Annotated in this window: 10 protein-coding genes; 4 read left to right on the top strand and 6 right to left on the bottom strand. The window is 51.6% G+C overall.

The window, feature by feature from the left end; all coding sequences use genetic code 11:
* Window positions 1-61: 61 nt before the first annotated feature.
* From ACH50O_RS17425 to ACH50O_RS17410, 4 genes are all read left to right on the top strand, one after another.
* A complete protein-coding gene (locus ACH50O_RS17425) occupies window positions 62-1,228 on the top strand; it encodes an efflux RND transporter periplasmic adaptor subunit (RefSeq protein ID WP_446809017.1) in 1,167 nt (388 codons plus the stop codon).
* Window positions 1,225-4,353 (top strand): efflux RND transporter permease subunit, encoded by a 3,129-nt coding sequence (locus tag ACH50O_RS17420; RefSeq protein WP_446809016.1) that lies wholly within the window; start codon window positions 1,225-1,227, stop codon window positions 4,351-4,353. Before ACH50O_RS17425 ends, ACH50O_RS17420 begins: the two co-directional genes overlap by 4 nt.
* Window positions 4,354-4,664: 311 nt before the next feature.
* The gene (locus ACH50O_RS17415) at window positions 4,665-8,702 is read left to right on the top strand and encodes a response regulator (protein ID WP_446809015.1); all 4,038 of its coding nucleotides are present in this window, start codon (window positions 4,665-4,667) and stop codon (window positions 8,700-8,702) included.
* A gap of 2 nt (window positions 8,703-8,704) precedes the next feature.
* The gene (locus ACH50O_RS17410; RefSeq protein WP_446809014.1) at window positions 8,705-9,826 is read left to right on the top strand and encodes an HD domain-containing phosphohydrolase; all 1,122 of its coding nucleotides are present in this window, start codon (window positions 8,705-8,707) and stop codon (window positions 9,824-9,826) included.
* A 1,022-nt stretch (window positions 9,827-10,848) separates the two neighbouring features.
* Here ACH50O_RS17410 and ACH50O_RS17405 read toward each other — a convergent pair.
* The 6 genes from ACH50O_RS17405 to ACH50O_RS17380 form a co-directional block, all read right to left on the bottom strand.
* The gene (locus ACH50O_RS17405; RefSeq protein ID WP_446809007.1) at window positions 10,849-12,075 is read right to left on the bottom strand and encodes an IS256 family transposase; all 1,227 of its coding nucleotides are present in this window, start codon (window positions 12,073-12,075) and stop codon (window positions 10,849-10,851) included.
* 137 nt (window positions 12,076-12,212) lie between these two features.
* Window positions 12,213-13,919 (bottom strand): hypothetical protein, encoded by a 1,707-nt coding sequence (locus tag ACH50O_RS17400; RefSeq protein WP_446809013.1) that lies wholly within the window; start codon window positions 13,917-13,919, stop codon window positions 12,213-12,215.
* 201 nt (window positions 13,920-14,120) lie between these two features.
* Window positions 14,121-14,972 carry a metallophosphoesterase family protein gene (locus ACH50O_RS17395; protein WP_446809012.1) on the bottom strand — a complete coding sequence of 284 codons (852 nt, stop codon included), beginning with the start codon at window positions 14,970-14,972 and terminating at the stop codon, window positions 14,121-14,123.
* An 88-nt stretch (window positions 14,973-15,060) separates the two neighbouring features.
* Window positions 15,061-15,777, bottom strand: a complete 717-nt coding sequence (locus ACH50O_RS17390) for a hypothetical protein (RefSeq protein WP_446809011.1) — start codon at window positions 15,775-15,777, stop codon at window positions 15,061-15,063.
* A gap of 467 nt (window positions 15,778-16,244) precedes the next feature.
* Window positions 16,245-16,628, bottom strand: a complete 384-nt coding sequence (locus ACH50O_RS17385; RefSeq protein WP_446809010.1) for a hypothetical protein — start codon at window positions 16,626-16,628, stop codon at window positions 16,245-16,247.
* Window positions 16,629-16,661: 33 nt separating this feature from the next.
* Window positions 16,662-18,527: a M4 family metallopeptidase gene (locus ACH50O_RS17380; RefSeq protein ID WP_446809009.1), complete on the bottom strand. Its 1,866-nt coding sequence runs from the start codon at window positions 18,525-18,527 to the stop codon at window positions 16,662-16,664.
* Window positions 18,528-18,550: the final 23 nt, after the last annotated feature.

Here is an 18,550-nt window from a genome sequence, read left to right as displayed (position 1 = left end):
CGCGAATAGGATATTTGACGGCGAGGCAATTCGGCTTCGTTCCAACACTATGACAGTTAAATTGAATTTAAAAATCCTATTACCGATCCTGGTTTTGCTGGCGGCGGTCGGCGCGGCTTGGGCGATTATGGCTACCAAGCCGCAAGTCGTGCAGCAGAGTGCGGAATCCACCGTCCCCAGCGTCAATGTGGTTCGGGTACAGCCGCAAAGTTTACGCATCAACGTCATGTCGCAAGGCGTGGCGATGCCGCGCGAGGCCATCGATTTGGTCGCGGAAGTCGGCGGCAAGGTAGTGCAGGTGCATACCGCCATGGTCGCCGGCGGTTTCTTTGCGGCCAACGAATTGCTGTTGACGATCGACACCCGCGATTACGATTACGCCATCGTTGCCGCCGAAGCGCAGTTGGCCGAAGCCAACCGGGTACTGATCAACGAGCAGGCACAGGTCGAGCAGGCGCAGAGCGAATGGCAGGCATTGGGCGAAGGCGAACCCAGCGCACTGGCTCTCCGCAAGCCGCAATTGGCCGAGGCGCAAGCCAAGCTTAAGGCCGCCGAAGCCGATCTAGCCAAGGCCAAACTCAATCGCAGCCGTTGCGAATTACGGGCGCCGTTTGCAGGGCGGGTGCTGAGCAAGCAGGCCGGCTTGGGGCAATACATTCCTTCCGGTACGGTTGTGGCGCGGATTTACGCCAGCGATGTCGCGGAAATCCGGTTGCCGATCGGTACCGATCAATTGGCGTTTCTGGAACTGCCCTTAGGGCATGCCGCCACCAAATCCGGGCACTGGCCCGCCGTGACGTTGCGCGCGGAACTGGCTGGCAAGTCGCATAGCTGGCAAGGACGTATTGTCCGCAGCGAAGCGGCGTTGGATGATAACAGCGGCCAGTTGTATCTGGTAGCGCAAGTCGCCGAGCCGTTTCGGGTCGTGCCGGATCGCCCGCCCCTGTTGAGCGGCTTGTTCGTGCAGGCCGAGATAGAGGGCGTGGTGCGTGACGGCCTGTTTGCACTGCCGCGCACGGCGCTAAATAGTTTGCAGCAAGCCAAACTGGTGGATAGCCAGCAACGTCTGGAAATTCGTCAAGTAGATGTGCTACGCCTGGAAGCCGACCGCGTCATCGTCAAAGCCGGCCTGAATCCCGGCGAAAAAGTAGTGGTGTCGGAGTTACCGGTACCTGTGGCGGGCATGAAAGTGAATGCAGTCGAAGTGCCGCACGAAACCGTTCAATGATGCTTACCAATAAACAATTTGGCTTGTTGGCTTGGTTTGCCGGCAATCCGGTCGCGGCCAATTTATTGATGCTGTTGATTCTGACCGGCGGCGTGCTGGGCATCATCGGGGTCGACAAGGAAGTGTTTCCGCGTTTCAGTCCTAACAAAGTCGAAATTGCCGTTGAATTTCCGGGTGCCGGACCGTCCGAAGTGGAGGAATCGGTGTGCGTGCCCATCGAGGAAGCCATCCAAGATGTGCCGGGTGTCAAGCATTTACATGGCGAAATCAGAGGTGATAACTGCAAGATCGAAGTTGAAATTTTGCCGGATCACGATCGCAATCAGATGCTGGCGACGCTGCAAAGTCGGGTGCAAGCGATTCCACGTCTGCCGAAGCAACTGGAAAAAATTCAGGTATTGCCGGCCAACCGTGAGGACGACGACGGCGTGATCTGGCTGGCCTTGCACGGCGCTACGGATGCTGCCACCTTGCAGCGCTACGGCGACCGGATTCAGCAACAATTGGCGGCAATACCGGGTGTCAGCCGTGCCCGCAACTACGGCGAGCTGGCCTACGAAATCGATATAGAAGTGTTGCCCCAACAATTGCGTAAATATCGGCTTACCCTCGACGAAGTTGCGCAAGCGGTGCGCAAGGCTTCGGTCGATCTACCGGGCGGTCTGATCAAAAACCCCGACGGCGAGCTGTTGCTGCGCGTCAGTGGCCGCGCCCGCGATGCCGAAGCGGTCGGTGCGTTGATCGTCAAGACCTTGCCGGACGGCAACCGGGTGCGCTTGGATCAAATCGCCACCATCAAGGATGGTCTGGAAGAACGCTTATGGGCTTGGCATCACAACGGCCAGACCGCGCAGGGTTGGGAGATTCACGCCGAACAAGACAGCGTCGCGGTCGCGCGGCGAGTGAAGGCGTATGTCGAAGAGATGCGCGCGCAATTGCCGGAAGGCCTGCGCCTGATTACCTGGTGGGACGATTCGCAAGCTTACGACGAGCGCATCGGCACCTTGCTGGAAGACGGATTGAGCGGTTTCGTGCTGGTCTGTCTGGTGCTGACCTTATTCTTACGGCTGCGGGTGGCGTTGTGGGCCGGCGTCGGCATCTTTACCTCGGTATTGGGTGCGTTCTGGCTGATGCCGGCCCTGGATATTTCCCTGAACATGCTGTCCTTATTCGGCTTTTTATTGGCGATGGGCATCTTGGTGGACGACGCCATCATCATCGGCGAGAGCGTACATAGTCGGCAGCTCGAAAACAGAGATTTGCCGCTCCAAGCCACGATAGAAGGCGTGCGGGAAGTAGCGCTGCCGGTCAGTTTGTCGGTGTTGATCGTCTTGGTTGCCTTCTTGCCCGGCTTGTTTTTACCGGGCTGGGCCGGACAGTTGATGCGGCCGATTTGTCTGGTGATGATTTTGACCCTGGTGTTCTCGCTGGTAGAAGCCTTGCTGATACTGCCGTCGCATCTGGTCGCCGACATCGGTGCTCAAGCCGGCCCGAGTCGTCTACAACGCGTGCGAGACCGAATGAATGGGGGATTGGATCGTTTCGTCGAGCGCGTTTATAGGCCGTTGCTGGAAACCGCGCTGGCTTGGCGCTATCTGACCGTCGCCTTATTCATCGCGTTGCTGGCGGTCTGCGCGGCGCTGGTGCTCAGCGACCGGGTGCGGCAATCGGTTAATCCCGATGTTACCAAGGACAGTTTTTGGGTATCGATGCGCTTACCCCAGAGCGCGCCGTATAGCGAGACTCAGGCATTGGCGGCGCAGGTGGAAAAGGCGCTATTTGCCTTGCGCGACGAATTGGACGGCGTCGCGCAAACCGGTCAACCCGCCGCCGATAGTGTTGCGGCGGCCCATGCCAACGACCATAGCGTCATCGTCGGCGTGGAAACCCTGATCTGGGATCACGGAGCCGGCATCTGGCTGGAGTTTTCGGCGGAAGGCCGCCGCCGCTTGAAAGTGGAAGAGTTCATCCGCGACTGGCGGCAGCGGATCGGCGACATCGGCCGTGGCAAGATCGATTTCATTTATAAGGAAGGCGATGTGCCGTATGACATCGATTTGAGTCTTGGCGCCAGCGATCCCGGCCTGCTGCAACCCGCGGCAGAGCAGCTTAAAAAGATACTTGAAGCCTTCCCCGGCGTTTACGATGTGATCGACTCCGCCGAACCTGGCAAGCCTGAAGTGCGGCTGGCTTTGAAGCCGGAAGCCGAACGCCTGGGTTTGCGCTTGGAGCAACTGGCCGAGCAAGTGCGCCAAGGTTATTACGGCGAGGAAGTACACCGTTTCCTGCGCGGCCGCCGCGAAGTGAAAGTGATGGTGCGCTATCCGCTGGAGCAGCGGCAATCCTTGGATGCGCTAAAGGCCCAGCCGGTGCGTTTACCCAACGGCAGTAGCGTACCGTTGAACGATCTGGCCGAAATCAAGCTGGTGCAAGGTTATTCCCGGTTGAATCGGGAAGACCGGCAACGGGTGTTGAAGGTACAAGCCCGCGTCGATCCGACTCAGGCCGATGTCAACGGGATCTATGCCGCGCTGGAAAGCGGTGTTTTGCCTAGCCTGGAACAGGCCTTTCCAGGCTTAAATCTGCAAATCGGCCAGCAGCGCCAAGAGCAAGAGGCTATGCTGGCGGCTTTCGGCAAGAACACCTTGATCGCACTGTTGGTAATCTACGCCCTGATCGCGGTGCCGTTTAAATCCTACAGCAAGCCGTTGATTTTTCTGTTGGCGGCGCCGGTGGCCTGGAGTGGCGCGGTATTGGCGCATTGGGCGGCCGGCTTGCCTTTGTCGATGGAATCGCTAGTGGGCATGATCGCCGCCAGCGGCGTGGTGGTGAACGATAGTCTGGTGCTGCTGGACTACATCCGCCAGCACGGCGACGACGACATACCGGTGGAAAATCTGATCAGTGCCGCCTGTACCTCGCGTTTCCGGCCGATTTTATTAGCCTTTTTAACCAACTTCGCCGGCTTTCTGCCGACCTTGATGGAGACCAGCCCGCAAGCGCAATTCCTGATCCCGATGACCCTGTCGCTGTCGGCCGGCCTGCTGATCGGCATGGCCGCCAGCTTGATTTTAACGCCGGTTTGTTATGCGATTCTAGGAAACAGTCGGCGGCCGGAGCGATAGACAACGCCGTTAACGTAAGCTTTGACGTTGTTCATCCCTTTCTTTGAAAAGTTGCCCATAAGGGCACGACAGGGCAGGGAAAATCTGCTTCATAAATTATCTACCTCACCCATCTGTACCGTTTCGTTTATGCCGCGATGCGATCGCAACCGCGAATAGCGGCCATCTTGAGTATTTCCCTGCCTTTCGTTTTGGAAGTCGGATCGATTAGCGACTATGCTATGTAGAAATGACGGCGTAGGGAAAACCCTACTCGAATCATAAAAGCAAGCAAGCCAATCGAATTCTTTTAAATCTAATGGTGTTGACACATGCGGCTGCGGTTTCCAAATCACTTCTCCTTCGGTATGGTGAATGCCGGCAGTTTGGTCGGTGTGCTTGGTTTTGCGCTGTTGATGGTGGTGAGTTTGTGGCAGGAGCGCGAACAGAGAATCGCTCATGCCCGCGTCGAAACCGAAAATATGTCATTGGTGCTGGAGGGGCATGCCCAGGCAACCATCGATAAAATCGACCTGATTCTGACCGATGTATTGGGGCGCTTGCATCCCGAGGATTTGCGCGAGGGGGCTGCTCGCCGTGAAGATATTCCGGTTATGCTCAAGGAGAAGATTGCCGAATTACCCGAGACCGCGGCCGTGGAAATAGGCGGGATAGCCGTCTTCGACGCCAACGGTGATAGTCTGTACGACTCTGCCGCCGGCCAGCTGTCAATTAATATTGCCGATCGCGAATATTTTCGCGAGCATCTGGAAGGTCGTAGCCACGGTCTGGCGATTTCGGCGCCGATCGAAGCCCGGCCGTCAGGGGCTTGGGCGATCACGCTGAGCCGGCGCGCGAACTTTGCGGACGGGAGTTTCGCCGGTATCGTCAATGTATTCGTGGAATTGGCCGCATTCGAAAAATTTTATCAGACGCTGAATTTAGGTCGCCACGGCGCGGTGGTATTACGCGACGCCGAGATGCGCTTGTTGGCGCGCCATCCGAGATTGCAGTCCGACCGAGGGCTGGTGTTGGAGGAACATCCGATTCGGCAGTTTCTCGCCAAGGGTAGTGAACGCGGCGTGTATATCGATGTCAGTCCGGCGGACGGCGTCAAGCGACTCTACAGTTTTCGCCGTGTCGGCAAATATCCGCTATACGTGCTGGCGGCCATCGCCGAGTGGGATTATTTGGAGGAATGGCGCAAGCACTTATTTTGGTACGGCGGTGCCGGCCTGGTTATCGTACTGTTGTCGCTGAAGTTGACGCGGGTAGCGCGATACGGCCTGCTGAAATGGCAGAGCAACGAGCGGAAATACCGCTATATCATCGAAAACGCACCGATAGGCGTATTCCAGTGCGATCATCTGGGACAGAACCTTTTTGCGAACTCGACCTTGGCTCGGCAATTCGATTGCGATTCGGTCGACGAATTTTTGGCAAATTACGGCTCTCCGGAGAGGCGGTTTGCCGATTCCGCCAGATTGGCCGAGTTTAGTGATTCGTTGCGCAATCAAAAAGAAGTCCGAGAATTCGAAGCCCGAGCGATATTGGACGATGGCACCATCAAGTGGTTTTCGCTGTCCGCCAGAAAGGATGAGCATAGTGGTCTGGTCAACGGTTTCACGCTGGATATTACCGACCGCAAGCAAACCGAGGAAAAGTTACGCATTTCCGAGGAGCGTTTGCGCCTGACGCTGGAAGTGGCGCAAATCGGTATCTTCGATTGGGACGTTAGACGCGATAGCTTTGTGGTTTCGCCGATTTACTACAGTATGCTCGGTTATTGGCCCAAGGAGGGACTGGGGGATAGAGAGGAATGGCTGGACCGGCTGCATCCCGCCGACCGGGAAATGGTCGCGGAAAAAATCGGCAGTGTGTTGGCGAAGCGAGCCGATGCATACAGTTACGAGGCCAGAATGCGCCATGCCGACGGCGACTACCGGTGGCTGAGCGTCAAGGCTTTCAATGTCGAATGCGGCGACGACGGTGCGGTTAGCAGAATTCTGGGCGTTCGCATGGACATCACGGAACGCAAGCGCAACGAAGAGGAATTGGAGCGTTACAAAAACGGTTTGGAACGCCTGGTTAGCGAACGCACCGCCGAATTGCAAGAAGCCAGACAACAGGCGGATGCGGCCAATCGGGCGAAGTCGGATTTTTTAGCCAATATGAGCCATGAGATTCGTACGCCGATGAATGGCATACTCGGTTTGACTCGGCTGGCTCTGGATACCGATTTGGACGAAAGGCAGCAAGATTATTTACGCAAGGTGTTGAACGCTTCCCAGGCACTATTGGGTATTTTGAACGATATCCTCGATTACTCGAAAATAGAGGCCGGGCGTATCGATATCGAAGCCGTCGATTTTTGCCTGGAAGATATACTGCGTGCCACCGGCGACCTCTTCTCCTTCCGCGCCGAGGAAAAAGGCATCGAATTGTTCATTGATATGGCACCGGATGTTCCGGAATGCTTGGTTGGCGATCCGTTGCGGCTCAGCCAAATCATCGATAATCTGGTCGGCAACGCCATCAAGTTTACCGAGCGGGGCGAAGTGCATTTGCGGGTCGAAAAGCGCGACGCGACGGCCGATTCGGTGTGCTTGCGTTTCGCGGTGCGCGACACCGGCATCGGTTTGACGGCCGAGCAAAGCAGCCGCTTGTTTCAGCCCTTCGTGCAGGCCGATGCCGGCATCACCCGAAAATTCGGCGGCTCCGGACTGGGATTGACCATCTGTAAACGCTTGGTGGAAATGATGAGTGGTCAAATCGCCTTATCCAGCGAGCCCGATCGCGGCAGTACTTTCGTGTTCACTATCTGGCTGGGTCTGCCCGACGCAGAGTACAGAGAGCGGAAAATCGGCCGGGGTTTGCAGGATTTGCGGGCGATGCGCACACTGGTCGTTGACGATCAGGACACTTCGCTGCTAATTCTGCGTTCGATCTTGGAAAGTTGGCATTTCCCGGTGGTTACCGCGAATAGCGGCGAACTGGGGTTACAGTTGTTCAAGGCCGCCGAGCAGCGAGGCGAGCCGTTCGAGTTACTGTTGCTGGATTGGAAAATGCCGGGTATGAGCGGCTTGGACTTCGCCCGGGCTATCGCCGGCATCAAACCGGACAACCGGCCGCCGATTTCCGTGATGGTGACGGCTTACGGCCGCGACGAATTGGCCGACGCGACGCGGGGGGCCGAGATAGATGGGCTGATCGGCAAGCCGGTGACGCCGTCCGACCTATTCGACGTGTTGATCGGATTGCAACGCCACGAAACCCGGCGGACCTTGCCGGTGCCGGCGGTGTTCAAAACCGCCCATGCCTTGCTCGAGGGAATTCGCGGCGCCCATATCCTGCTGGTCGAGGATAACGAGTTGAATCAGCAAGTTGCCAGCGAGTTTTTGCAGAAGGGCGGATTGCGGGTGACAGTGGCCAATCATGGCCGGGAAGCCCTGGAAATGCTCGAAAACCGGACCTTCGACGCGATCTTGATGGACCTGCATATGCCGGTGATGGACGGGCTGGAAGCCACGCGCCGGATCCGGGCTCTGCCGGTCGGCAAGGACTTGCCGATCATTGCGATGACGGCGGCGGCGATGGCTCAGGATCGCGCGGCCAGCACCGCCGCCGGTATGAACGATCACGTCGCCAAGCCGGTCGAGCCGCGCGAACTGGCCGAAGCCTTGGCCCGTTGGATTCGGTCGGGCGGTTCCCGTCCGGAGCCGGGCTCGCCATCGGCCGTTGCCGGTGGCGCCGATGGCGAGGCGCTGGTTCGCTTACTGCCTGGCGTATCGGTGCAAGCGGCATTGTCGCGGATGGGCGGCAACGTCGATTTTTACCGGCGTTTGTTGTTGACGTTTGCCGATCGCCGCGCCGATGTCGGCACCGAATTTCGCCGCTTGCTCCAGGTCGGCGAACTGGATTCGCTATTCCAAGTGGCGCACAATTTAAAGGGCGAGGCCGGCAATTTAGGCTTGGATGCCATCGCGGCCTCGGCCGGACATTTGGCGGATTTGCTTAAATCGGAGGTCTCGGCCGGTTTGTCCGAGGCCGGCGAGGAATTGGCGCGGCAATGCGATGCGATACCCGAGCTGCTGGCGGGGTTGGCGAGAGTCGAGCGGACAGCGGCGCCCGACACCGGCATCACGCACGATGTCGATGAATTCTGGTCTCGCTTGCCTTTGCTGGAGCAGCAATTGCGGACCAAGAGCCTGGATGCCCGCCGCTTGGCGGCCCAATTGGAAAGCGAAATCGCCGACCGCGAACTGCTTGGCGAATTCGCGCCCATCGCCCTGTCGATTGTACAATTGCGGTACGATGAGGCGCTAAGCGACTTGTCTCGGCTAGTCGAGAGTTACCAAAACAGGAGCTGAACATGGCTGGCAATCCAAACCGCCCGCGGGTATTGATCGTCGACGATTCGCTAAGCAATATCGAATTGTTGGATAACATTTTGGGAAAATATTACGAGACCAGCTTTGCGACCAACGGCGCCGAAGCGCTGGAGCTGATTGGGCGCTGCCCGCCGAATCTGGTATTGCTCGATGTGGTGATGCCGGGTATCGACGGTTACGAAGTCTGTCGGTGCTTGAAGGCTAATATCGTCAGCCGGGAAATTCCGGTGATTTTTCTGACCAGCCTGGACAGTCCGGTCGACGAAGAATACGGCTTGTCGCTGGGCGCGGCCGATTTCATACATAAGCCGATATCGTCGCCGGTTGTTTCGGCGCGCGTGCGTAACCATCTGGCGCTGGCCGACAGCACCCGTGAACTGCGCCGGCACAACGAAGGTCTGGAACTGTTGATTGCGGAGCGTACCGAAGAGTTAATCAAACGCAATCGGCAACTGATAGCCGCTCAAGGCTCGATTATTTCGGCGTTTTGCGCGCTGGCCGAAGTCCGCGATAACGAAACCGGCAATCATATCCGCCGCACCCAACACTACGTTCGCGAGTTGGCCGAGGCTTTGCAGACACATCCGCGCTTTCGCGACTGTCTGGACGACGAATCCATAGAATACATGTACAAAACCGCCCCGTTGCACGATATCGGCAAGGTGGCGATACCCGACGCAATTCTGCTCAAACCCGGTAAATTGACCCAGGACGAGTGGGTGATCATGAAACGCCATTGCGAGGCAGGCAAAAATGCCATCGTCTCGGCAGCAAAGGAGTTTGGCGAAAACGAAGGGGTTTTCTTGGGATATGCCGCCGATATTGCGTATTGCCATCACGAACGCTGGGATGGCAGTGGTTATCCGCGAGGGCTGCGCGGCGACGATATTCCCGTCTGCGCCCGGTTGATGGCGGTAGCGGACGTATACGATGCATTGACCACCAGGCGTGTTTACAAGCCGGCCTTTAGCCATGAAGAGTCGGTCGCGCTGATGATGGAAGGGCGCGGCTCACATTTCGACCCGGATATAGTCGACGCCATGCAGTCGATAGTCGCCCGGTTTCAAGCTATCGCCAACCGTTACCGGGACGATGTGGTCTGACCGCGTATTGAATGAGCCGTTCGGCACCGAGCGCTTGGGTAAGCCGGACAACTGAAAGCAGTCATGCAGAAGTTTTAAAAATTGACGGAAACCTAAAAAGGTAGCGGGGTTTGGCGGCGATAAATTTCCCGGTCTTGAATGGTCGGAGTGAGAGGATTCGAACATCTCATTTGAACATTGATTTTAATGAGTTTTTTCTAGAAAGATACATTCTAACATACATAACCGTAGCGAATGGGTTTGGTCGAGAGAATCCCGCCCAAACCCATGGACAGGCCGTGATTTTCCTTCGGAACGTGTGGAGAAGGCATTGATAACCTAAAAAAGCAGGTTATCAACACCTTCACCACACTAAATCACCGCCTGACCACAGGTTCGGGAGTAAGATCACTGCCAGATCAGGACACCTGCGGCGCAATTAATAGAACTGAAAAGTTAATTTTTCTAAATAACCGGGGAGTCGCTATTTTTGCGAAAGATTTTTCGGCAATCCCTTGCGCGAAAAATCGGCAAAAATTACGCGACCGCTCATGCCGAGGCGCTTGGCGACCGTCCGCTCCTCAGATTCATGGCCGGAAAGCTGTCATTGAATTCCGATACCATAAAGCGGCCGTTCGTCACTGTGTCAAACCGACCCATTCCGGTCTGTCACGTTTCTCCAAACCGGCCAGTCAGCAAAACCCTCATTCTGAGGATTAAATGGCTACAAAGCAGCCACTGGAACATGGCCCAATCGGCCATGAGCGGACCGCTGGGTTAGCTTGGTGAACGGCAGCACTTGAATACCTAGCAGACTGTCAGTGCAAATAAATTCCTGATTGTAAGACTCTGACTCCGGTATTCAAGAGGATAGTATGCCGGAATCTATGCATCTAAGAGCCACTTGGATTTAGGTCTTAATCTCTCTGGAAACCTTGGGCGATTTAGCAACGACGAGACTGGGATTGCTTTGTTGGTCGGGCGCTTAGAACAAGATCGTCTAGCGATGAGGGTGTCCTGAATTTTGTGTAAACGGGATTTAATTATCGATTGGGCATCCTGTCTTCAAACTGAATGCTAAACCGATTCAACGCGGCTTTCCAGTCATGCAAAGGCATGGTCCATTTTTTACTGATATTCATCAGGGCCAAATAGAACAATTTCGACAAGGCTTCATCACTGGGAAATGAACCGCGATTCTTGGTGATTTTCCGCAAACTCATGTTGACCGACTCAATGGCATTGGTGGTGTAAATGATGCGGCGTATCTCCGGCGGATAGTCGAAAAAGGGGATGATCCGATCCCAATGACGTCGCCAAATTTGGGCAATGGGAGGGTAGGCCTCGTTCCACTGCACCTCGAACTCAGCCAGCTTCTGCTCCGCCTTGGCGACGGTGGCTGACTGGTAAATCTGCTTGAGATCGGCGGCGATCTGTTTGCGCATTTTCCAGCCGACATAGTTGAGGCTGTTGCGGACCAAATGCACGATGCACAGTTGAACGGCTGTGTGTGGATAGACGGTTTCAATCGCTTCGGGAAAGCCTTTCAAGCCATCGACACAGGCGATGAAGATGTCTTGGACGCCGCGATTTTTCAGGTCTGTCACCACCTGTAACCAGAACTTGGCACCTTCGGTTTGGGCAATCCATAAGCCCAGCACTTCCTTTTCCCCGCTTAGGTTAATTCCAATCGCCAGATAAACGGCCTTGACCCGCACCGCACCGGTATCGCGCACTTTGACGTGGATGCAATCGAGATAAACGATGGGGTAAACCGGGTCGAGCGGTCGCGTTTGCCAGGCTTTCACTTCCTCAATCACGGCGTCCGTCACTGAGGAAATCAAGCTAGACGACACTTCAGTGCCATACAGCTCTTCCAGATGGCTCTGGATTTCCCTGACCGTCAGCCCTCGGGCATAAAGCGAAATAATCTTGTCGTCAAAGCCCGTCCAACGGGATTGGTGTTTGCCAATGATTTGCGGCTCGAACTGACCATGACGATCACGTGGAATCTCAATCGGCAATGCGCCAAAATCACCTTTCAGCGTTTTACGGCTTTTGCCGTTGCGCGTATTCCCCGTAGCATTACTGACAGACTCATGCTTGCCATGCCCCAGATGTTCGGTCATTTCAGCTTCTAAAGCCCGCTCCACCAGCGCCTTGGTGAGTTGTTTCAGCAGGCCATTTTCGCCCAGCAGGTCTTCCGGTTTTTGATAGCCGGACAATAAGGTATCGATTAGGTCGGTTGGGATCGATTTGGGTAAGGTCATAGTTACTCCTCAAAGTAAGGGCAGTTTCCTGCCTAATGACCGTTTACACAAAAATTCTTACACCCTCAATAACCCATTTATAAGCTTCTGATTTTACAAGTTACGCATATTTCTATTGTGAGTTAATCAGCGCTTCCTTAGGCATGTAACCAAAAACCACTTTCGGCAAACTGAGCACCTTTCCACCAATCTTTTTTCCCAGTGCCATACTGGAAATTAGTCGAACCTGCTTGGCTTTGCAGAGGAGCGGTAACATCACCGGTAGCGTTTCGCTGCGCACTCTGGTTAGTCGTTTCAGGCACGACAACAACAATATGCCCTGGTTTTCCGTTTTGTACTCGTCTTGCCACTATCAGCCCTACGGCACCTTGATTCACTTCGGTTTGCAGCTTCGTCAATGTACTAGTTTGGCGCCAGCCAAAATCTGGACCAAAGTCTCGTAACCAACGGAATAAATCGTTGGCACGGAGCTCGTCTATTGTTTTGCCATATGCGGGCTGAACTGCTTTCCCTTTTGTTAAATCTACGATTGCAGCCTGCGACCACCAGACCCGTGGCAAATAAATGCCAGCCAAATGGCAAAAATCGTGAGCATAAACATTACAGAAAGTCGATCCACTGTTCGGCTGGTAGCGCAAATGTGCAGGATTATCCACTGCCAACCAACTGATTATGTTGACCAGTTCTTTTCGTAGTTCATCCGGCGTAGTGCCTTGTCGTCCTGGTTGTCTCGGCTCGTTGAGGGAGTGTGCGCCAGCAGGTTGTGTGCGTTGCGTGATAGTCCCCGCTTTTCGAGGCATATATACAGCAACTATACCCGAAGCTGGGAGAGTGGTGGAGGGGATGGTGACTGTAACATTGGAACCAGCAGGAGCAGGCTTTAAGTATTGTGCGGACAGATATCCATGAAAATGAGCGCCGAGGAGATAGGTTTCCACCTCAAGAAAACCATTGTCTGGTCTATTTGTGACTGCTTGGACGATATGACCATCAGGAAGATGGGTTAAAACATTTGAATTATCGTTATCGATTTTCGGCTCGCTACGCAACCTTAGTGGTGAATGCTGAACATCGACTTCATATATTGGGCCTGTGGCGGTGATTGGCGATGGGTTGGCTATCGTAGCTCGACCAGGTTTAGGTGGGGCCAATGATGCACTTCCATCACTAATAGCCACAGTCTGAGCCAATCTCAGATAATCAAAAAAATACTCCCCGTAATATTTGTCATTATCCTTGTCGTAATAGCCTTGCCTGATGCCTTTCCTTGGGTTGTAACCGCCTGTATTATAGGCGATAGCTACAGCGGCCATTTCCAGATTTGTTAAAACCTTATTCTTATCCAAGCCTATTCTTTTCAGCCCTCTGCGCAGTTCCTCAAGGCACTTACTAAGGCACCTGTCAAAATCCGCATATTCCTTGTTCAAGAAATAATCTGGTGAATTTTTAAAAAATTGAATATCGTATTGAAAAATACCAAAGCCATGACAAAATTTATCTGGATTCTTTGAAACTTTCAGATAAACCTTATCGCCAGTTTCATTTGCCATGTCTAATAAAGCCCTTCTCGCAATATCGAACATTTTGTCACCGTTGGCAACTTTAACTAGGTCATCCTTGTCTTTTGGAAAGTTTTTTGTTCGATCAAGAGTGTCCCCCACGCATAGTTCCAGTATGGTCGCCGTTGGCAGTCCTTTACTGCGCAGAATGCCCCAAATATAGCCGGTTTCTTGGCTAGCAATGGCTGTTAACATATCCAGAGTGAAAGGTGAGCCGGATACAGCAGCTTCAATTTTCTGATGGAACTCATTTTTGAACCAAAGCATATCATTTTTTGTAGGCATGTCATGAGCTCCAGAATTAAGCGGTTAATGACAAAGTTTCCGAATCCGTTTACAGTTTTTACTAAATAAATACCCCCTGCATAATGTTCAACTAGTTTTCGAGATCAGTGTCCGCCGAATGCAATCCGCTGGAACTAAGGCTAGAATAAGCTGGCTTTTGGGGTGCCCACAATCATTAAACCATTATAGTAATTGGCAAATTTAAGCGCGATTGCCCTGATAGTCTGCCAATAAGTTGAGATCAATATCAAATTCCGGTTGATCTGTCTTGAGATCAATCAGTCGATGAGGAGAAAGATTATTCTTGTGTCCGGTGGATGTACCACCATCGTATACTTTAGCTATACCGATTTGGCCGTGCCAAGTTTTTCCTTCATGTTTATGTCCAAATAAAAGAAGGTCAATTTGTTGATTTTTAAGTATTTCTTGTAACTCTTTGGTGTCATCAAGGGCCATCCAGTGCTTTTTTATAAAACCCTTAAAAAAAGGATGATGATGTAAATAAACTACACGCTTGGTAGCATTTTTTACATTAGGTCTTGACAGAATACTCTTTAATAAATTCAACTGGTTACCGCCCAAACGGCCACGTGCGTCTCCATCATCATCGTCATCTACTTCTTCCTCCATGCTATTAAGGCCAATCAAAGCAACATCGTTAACCCAGCGTAGCACAGGATAGTTATTTGACTCTCTAGCAAATACTTCATCTTTAAATACTTTATGGAATTCTGCTTCCGTAGTACGATTCGCCGCACTACCGGTGCCGTAGTCATGATTGCCCGGCACCAGGAAGAGTGGATACCCCTCATTCCGCAATGGAGTAATAAAAATTTCTTTAGCTAAACTAAAAGCTCCCACATCTATTCCACGATCAACCAAATCACCAGTGATAACCACTGGCAGGTCTGTTGGACTTATATCAGCCAAATGAGGAACGCTATGGCGATCAATGGTGAGCTTGCGAATCAAAAAATCAATACGTTTCCTCATGTCCGGTGTATCGTTTGCCTTTGCTCCAATATGCAAATCAGTAAGGTGTAATATCTTCATAAGATTGCTCCAGAAAATTAAGTTGCAGTATAAAAAACCTTCGCATGAGAATTGACATGGACGCTTTTTTTAGGCATTTAAAAGCATGTTACTTGGTGCAATCAGTGCCTGTCGCTGATTTGCTACTTTCGAGAGGTTTTACACCTGATGAAATTAGTTTTGAACTAACTTCATTTCTAAACTTATCAATGTCAACGTCATTGTCATGACCAGACTTCGATACTTCCAAGAGTTTTTCATTACCGTTATCGAATGACCACTCTTCAATTTTGATGCCATTTGATTCGTATCGCTTCATTTTGCTGTCACATCCAACCTGCGCGGGATTTAGGTTGTCAGGAAATGTAGTTTTTTTCTCTGCTTTTAGTGAACAACTAAGCGAATATGTTTTTTTTATCTTTTCTAATAGAAAGGTAATATCAACTTCGTATTTCGATTCGGCATTCGATCCTAAAACGCATTGCCACGCATCTGCGTTATATGTGTCTGGCAAGGGGGCATCACCGCGATACTTAATCATTAGTTGTGTCTTTTCCCCCTGGGTTCGTCGTCTAGCAATCACCGAGTAACCGTCTGGAACATCAAAGGGAGTCTCAATTGCAAAATATGACACTTTATACTCGTCCATCTTGGCGGACTTTAGTTCGAGTAGGTTAATTACATCATTAGCTGTTTTAGGGCCTCCTTTAGAAGGGTTCCATCGAATTGCGAATTCTGCTGATCTATCGGCAGCTAAGGTATTAGAGAACATTATTAGAATAAACACAAAACTGCAGCTAATGGTGCGGAATATATCGAAACGCATAAATTCTCCAGTTGTATATTTGTTGCAGTAAAATTATCGGGTTCGTAGTCTGAAACAATTAACAGCGCGCACCTAAAGGAGAGTGTTATCAATTAACAGAATGGAAATCGAATTTGTCGTATTGTTCTTCATAATTACGTTTGACAAAATTTTAGTATTAAATGAGTCCAAGCTCGCAAAACCCGAGGCCTAACATTTTTACTTGACTCGCTCCAGGATTACTGGAAAATCTGAAGCCTATTTTGGAAAAAATTCGACTCTATATTCCATAATTTGCGTCACCACAATTGACTAAGTTAGCTTAATAATCAGATAAAACAACGATTTCAATGACATCAGCTATATACATTTTAACCTTAATACACATTACTAACTAACTTAAAGTTTTTCCTAAATATTTTGACAGAAAAGGATTTAAACGCATGCAAAGCAAAGTCGTTTTTTCCACAACTTTCGCACCTTGTATGTCACGACACTCGTTTTATGCTGACTTGAATGCTCATGAAGTTATTCCAGTACCATCCGGGCATATCATTCGCAAAACAAAACAAGCGTCCATTATTATTGGCTTTATAGAGATAGGAACTGCCAATTCCAAACAAACTATGCTCGCCTTGGTCAAGTGCGCCGCAAAGCATGAACCAATTTTTATTCGGCAAGCGTAACAAATTTTCCAGATCTTTCTGGTAAAGCAAACTTGTATAACCATCAGGTCCACAAGGGATAATTAAATCTAACCACGTTCCTTGGGCATTGAATAAATAACTGGCATCTTTAACTAAATCTATACCGCTGTCATTCCAGAATTGACGGGCGTAAACAGGAAAGGTATTTTGTTCGCCGACATTCATGCCAGATCTCTCAAAAAATTGTGTTCACAGAACCTATTTAATACCAACTGAATCATAGGCATCGCTGATCGCTTGGAGTTTAGCCTGCTGTACTGCTACATCATAGGAGAATCGCTGAACTGCGGTATTCAAAAGCGTGCGGCGACAATCTGAAAAATTAGATAAAGGGGCAAGTTTTGTCAGAGTAATGTAGTAAAGGATAGCAACCTCTAACGGGTCAAAAACCCAGTTCCCGCCTTGGTCCTTAGCTGTCATCACGTTATAAAAAGCCTTGTTGTGTATTCCGCTATTAATGTGGACACCCAAAAAGTCATTCCGCCCAGATGGCGCTGTGCCTGGTGGGAATTTTAGGAAATCTCGCATATGATCAGGTTGCGCTGAACCATTTGGCCAAATAGCTTGACCACCTAACCTAGGGTCCTGCACACTGCGGAGTGCTTTGCCAGACCCACTCCAACCATTTCCTATGGACCAAACCCAAGAGGACAAAGGATTAAAGCCAATAGCGGAATTCCAGTTATGGATAAGGACACCAAAGATATCACTGTAGGATTCATTCAGAGCGCCTGATTCGCCGAGGTAATTCAATCCAGCACTTGATTCCGTTACACCATGGGTTAATTCATGGGCGATGACATCCAGAAAACGCGAGGTACTAATAAGTCCTCCATTACCATCAGGCATTTGCCCATACCACATCACCTTCTGTGACCACATAGCATTGCGCCAAACCGGTGATGCTTCACCATTTCCGGTGCTACAGTAGCAGTTCACCACTGATCTCAATTTCATGCCTTTATCGTCTATGCCATTGCGTTTTAGCACGTTGTTATAAAAATCAAATACTGTGGTTGCGTGGTAGTGAGCAGTCACAGCAGCAGGTGCTGCCGCCCCAAAATTGTTACTCGAATTCCGTACTGGTGTAGAGGGAGCAGTGAAAGTCGGAGCAATGTCTGAATATGCAGCATCAAAGGTTTCCACTCCACGCAAAGGATCGGACAACTCGAATTGGGAGGGCTGCATGAGATTGCTGGAGCTGAAAATCGCCAACCCGTCAAATTTGCGGGGAACACCAGTGTCGTCATTTCCTTGGAGAGGCACAGGGACATCCAAATGGGCAGAGGAAGGGAACGCTAAGACCATCTCGCCCGTGTTAGCATCTACTAGACAGTCGTAACGCGGCGTGCCTAAGATTTGTGTCAAACCGAAACAACTAGCAACGGGCAATTCATTTTCTACAGGGTGGTCTGGTAGGTTTAGTCCAACATTGCGAAAATAATAAACAAGCAGCCACGTTCCGTCTCGCCCCTCATCTTCGTGCGCAGACAAGTAAAAATTCAGGGCGGGTAAGTCGGCCGAACTAAGCTGCTCAACGCTAACGTTTCCATAGTCGGCTAATTTTTCGATTGCCTGTGATGTGCCTATTGCTGGGACTGGGCTTATGTCGGGAACATCTGTTATAAGCCCATCCATAGCCACTAACTGACGGTTTGCTTCATCGACTTCTACAACAGCGCGTGTGCCGAAGATTGGCACTTTCTTTGACGTTTGTTGATAAGAGACCATGCGTGTGGCAGTCAGAACCATGTCTCGTTCACTCTCCAGTTTCATGTCAGGAATCAATTCCGGGCTCTGTGGGGAGGTAATGTTCGTAAGTTGCTCAGATCCCTGGCCTTCGAGTAAGGTTTGCAAGTGATAGCGCGTGGCGGTCTCAAAATTCCAAGCACTTGCGATGTGGGCACGGGCTTCCTCTTCAACGGAAGGCACCGCCGCCGAGCGTATATATTCTGGTAAGCTCAGTAAGCCATTTAGCGCAGCCGTTGATTTAAACAGTTTGGGAACAACGGTAGCAGCTGTTTCGGACTGGGCGTTAAAGTGAAGCGAATGAATACGGGCCATGATAGTTATAACTCCTTTTTTCA

The organism is Methylomonas sp. 2BW1-5-20 (assembly GCF_052474515.1).
The sequence above is the reverse complement of the archived record's forward strand: the minus strand, read 5'-3'. Positions and strand labels throughout refer to the sequence as shown.

What these genes read in the sequence shown, in the direction of transcription:
- ACH50O_RS17405 (WP_446809007.1), bottom strand. Translation starts at nt 12,075, where the DNA reads ATGACCTTACCCAAATCGATCCCAACCGACCTAATCGATACCTTATTG.
- ACH50O_RS17400 (WP_446809013.1), bottom strand. Translation starts at nt 13,919, where the DNA reads ATGCCTACAAAAAATGATATGCTTTGGTTCAAAAATGAGTTCCATCAG.
- ACH50O_RS17380 (WP_446809009.1), bottom strand. Translation starts at nt 18,527, where the DNA reads ATGGCCCGTATTCATTCGCTTCACTTTAACGCCCAGTCCGAAACAGCT.
- ACH50O_RS17420 (WP_446809016.1), top strand. Translation starts at nt 1,225, where the DNA reads ATGATGCTTACCAATAAACAATTTGGCTTGTTGGCTTGGTTTGCCGGC.
- ACH50O_RS17415 (WP_446809015.1), top strand. Translation starts at nt 4,665, where the DNA reads ATGCGGCTGCGGTTTCCAAATCACTTCTCCTTCGGTATGGTGAATGCC.
- ACH50O_RS17395 (WP_446809012.1), bottom strand. Translation starts at nt 14,972, where the DNA reads ATGAAGATATTACACCTTACTGATTTGCATATTGGAGCAAAGGCAAAC.
- ACH50O_RS17385 (WP_446809010.1), bottom strand. Translation starts at nt 16,628, where the DNA reads ATGAATGTCGGCGAACAAAATACCTTTCCTGTTTACGCCCGTCAATTC.
- ACH50O_RS17410 (WP_446809014.1), top strand. Translation starts at nt 8,705, where the DNA reads ATGGCTGGCAATCCAAACCGCCCGCGGGTATTGATCGTCGACGATTCG.
- ACH50O_RS17390 (WP_446809011.1), bottom strand. Translation starts at nt 15,777, where the DNA reads ATGCGTTTCGATATATTCCGCACCATTAGCTGCAGTTTTGTGTTTATT.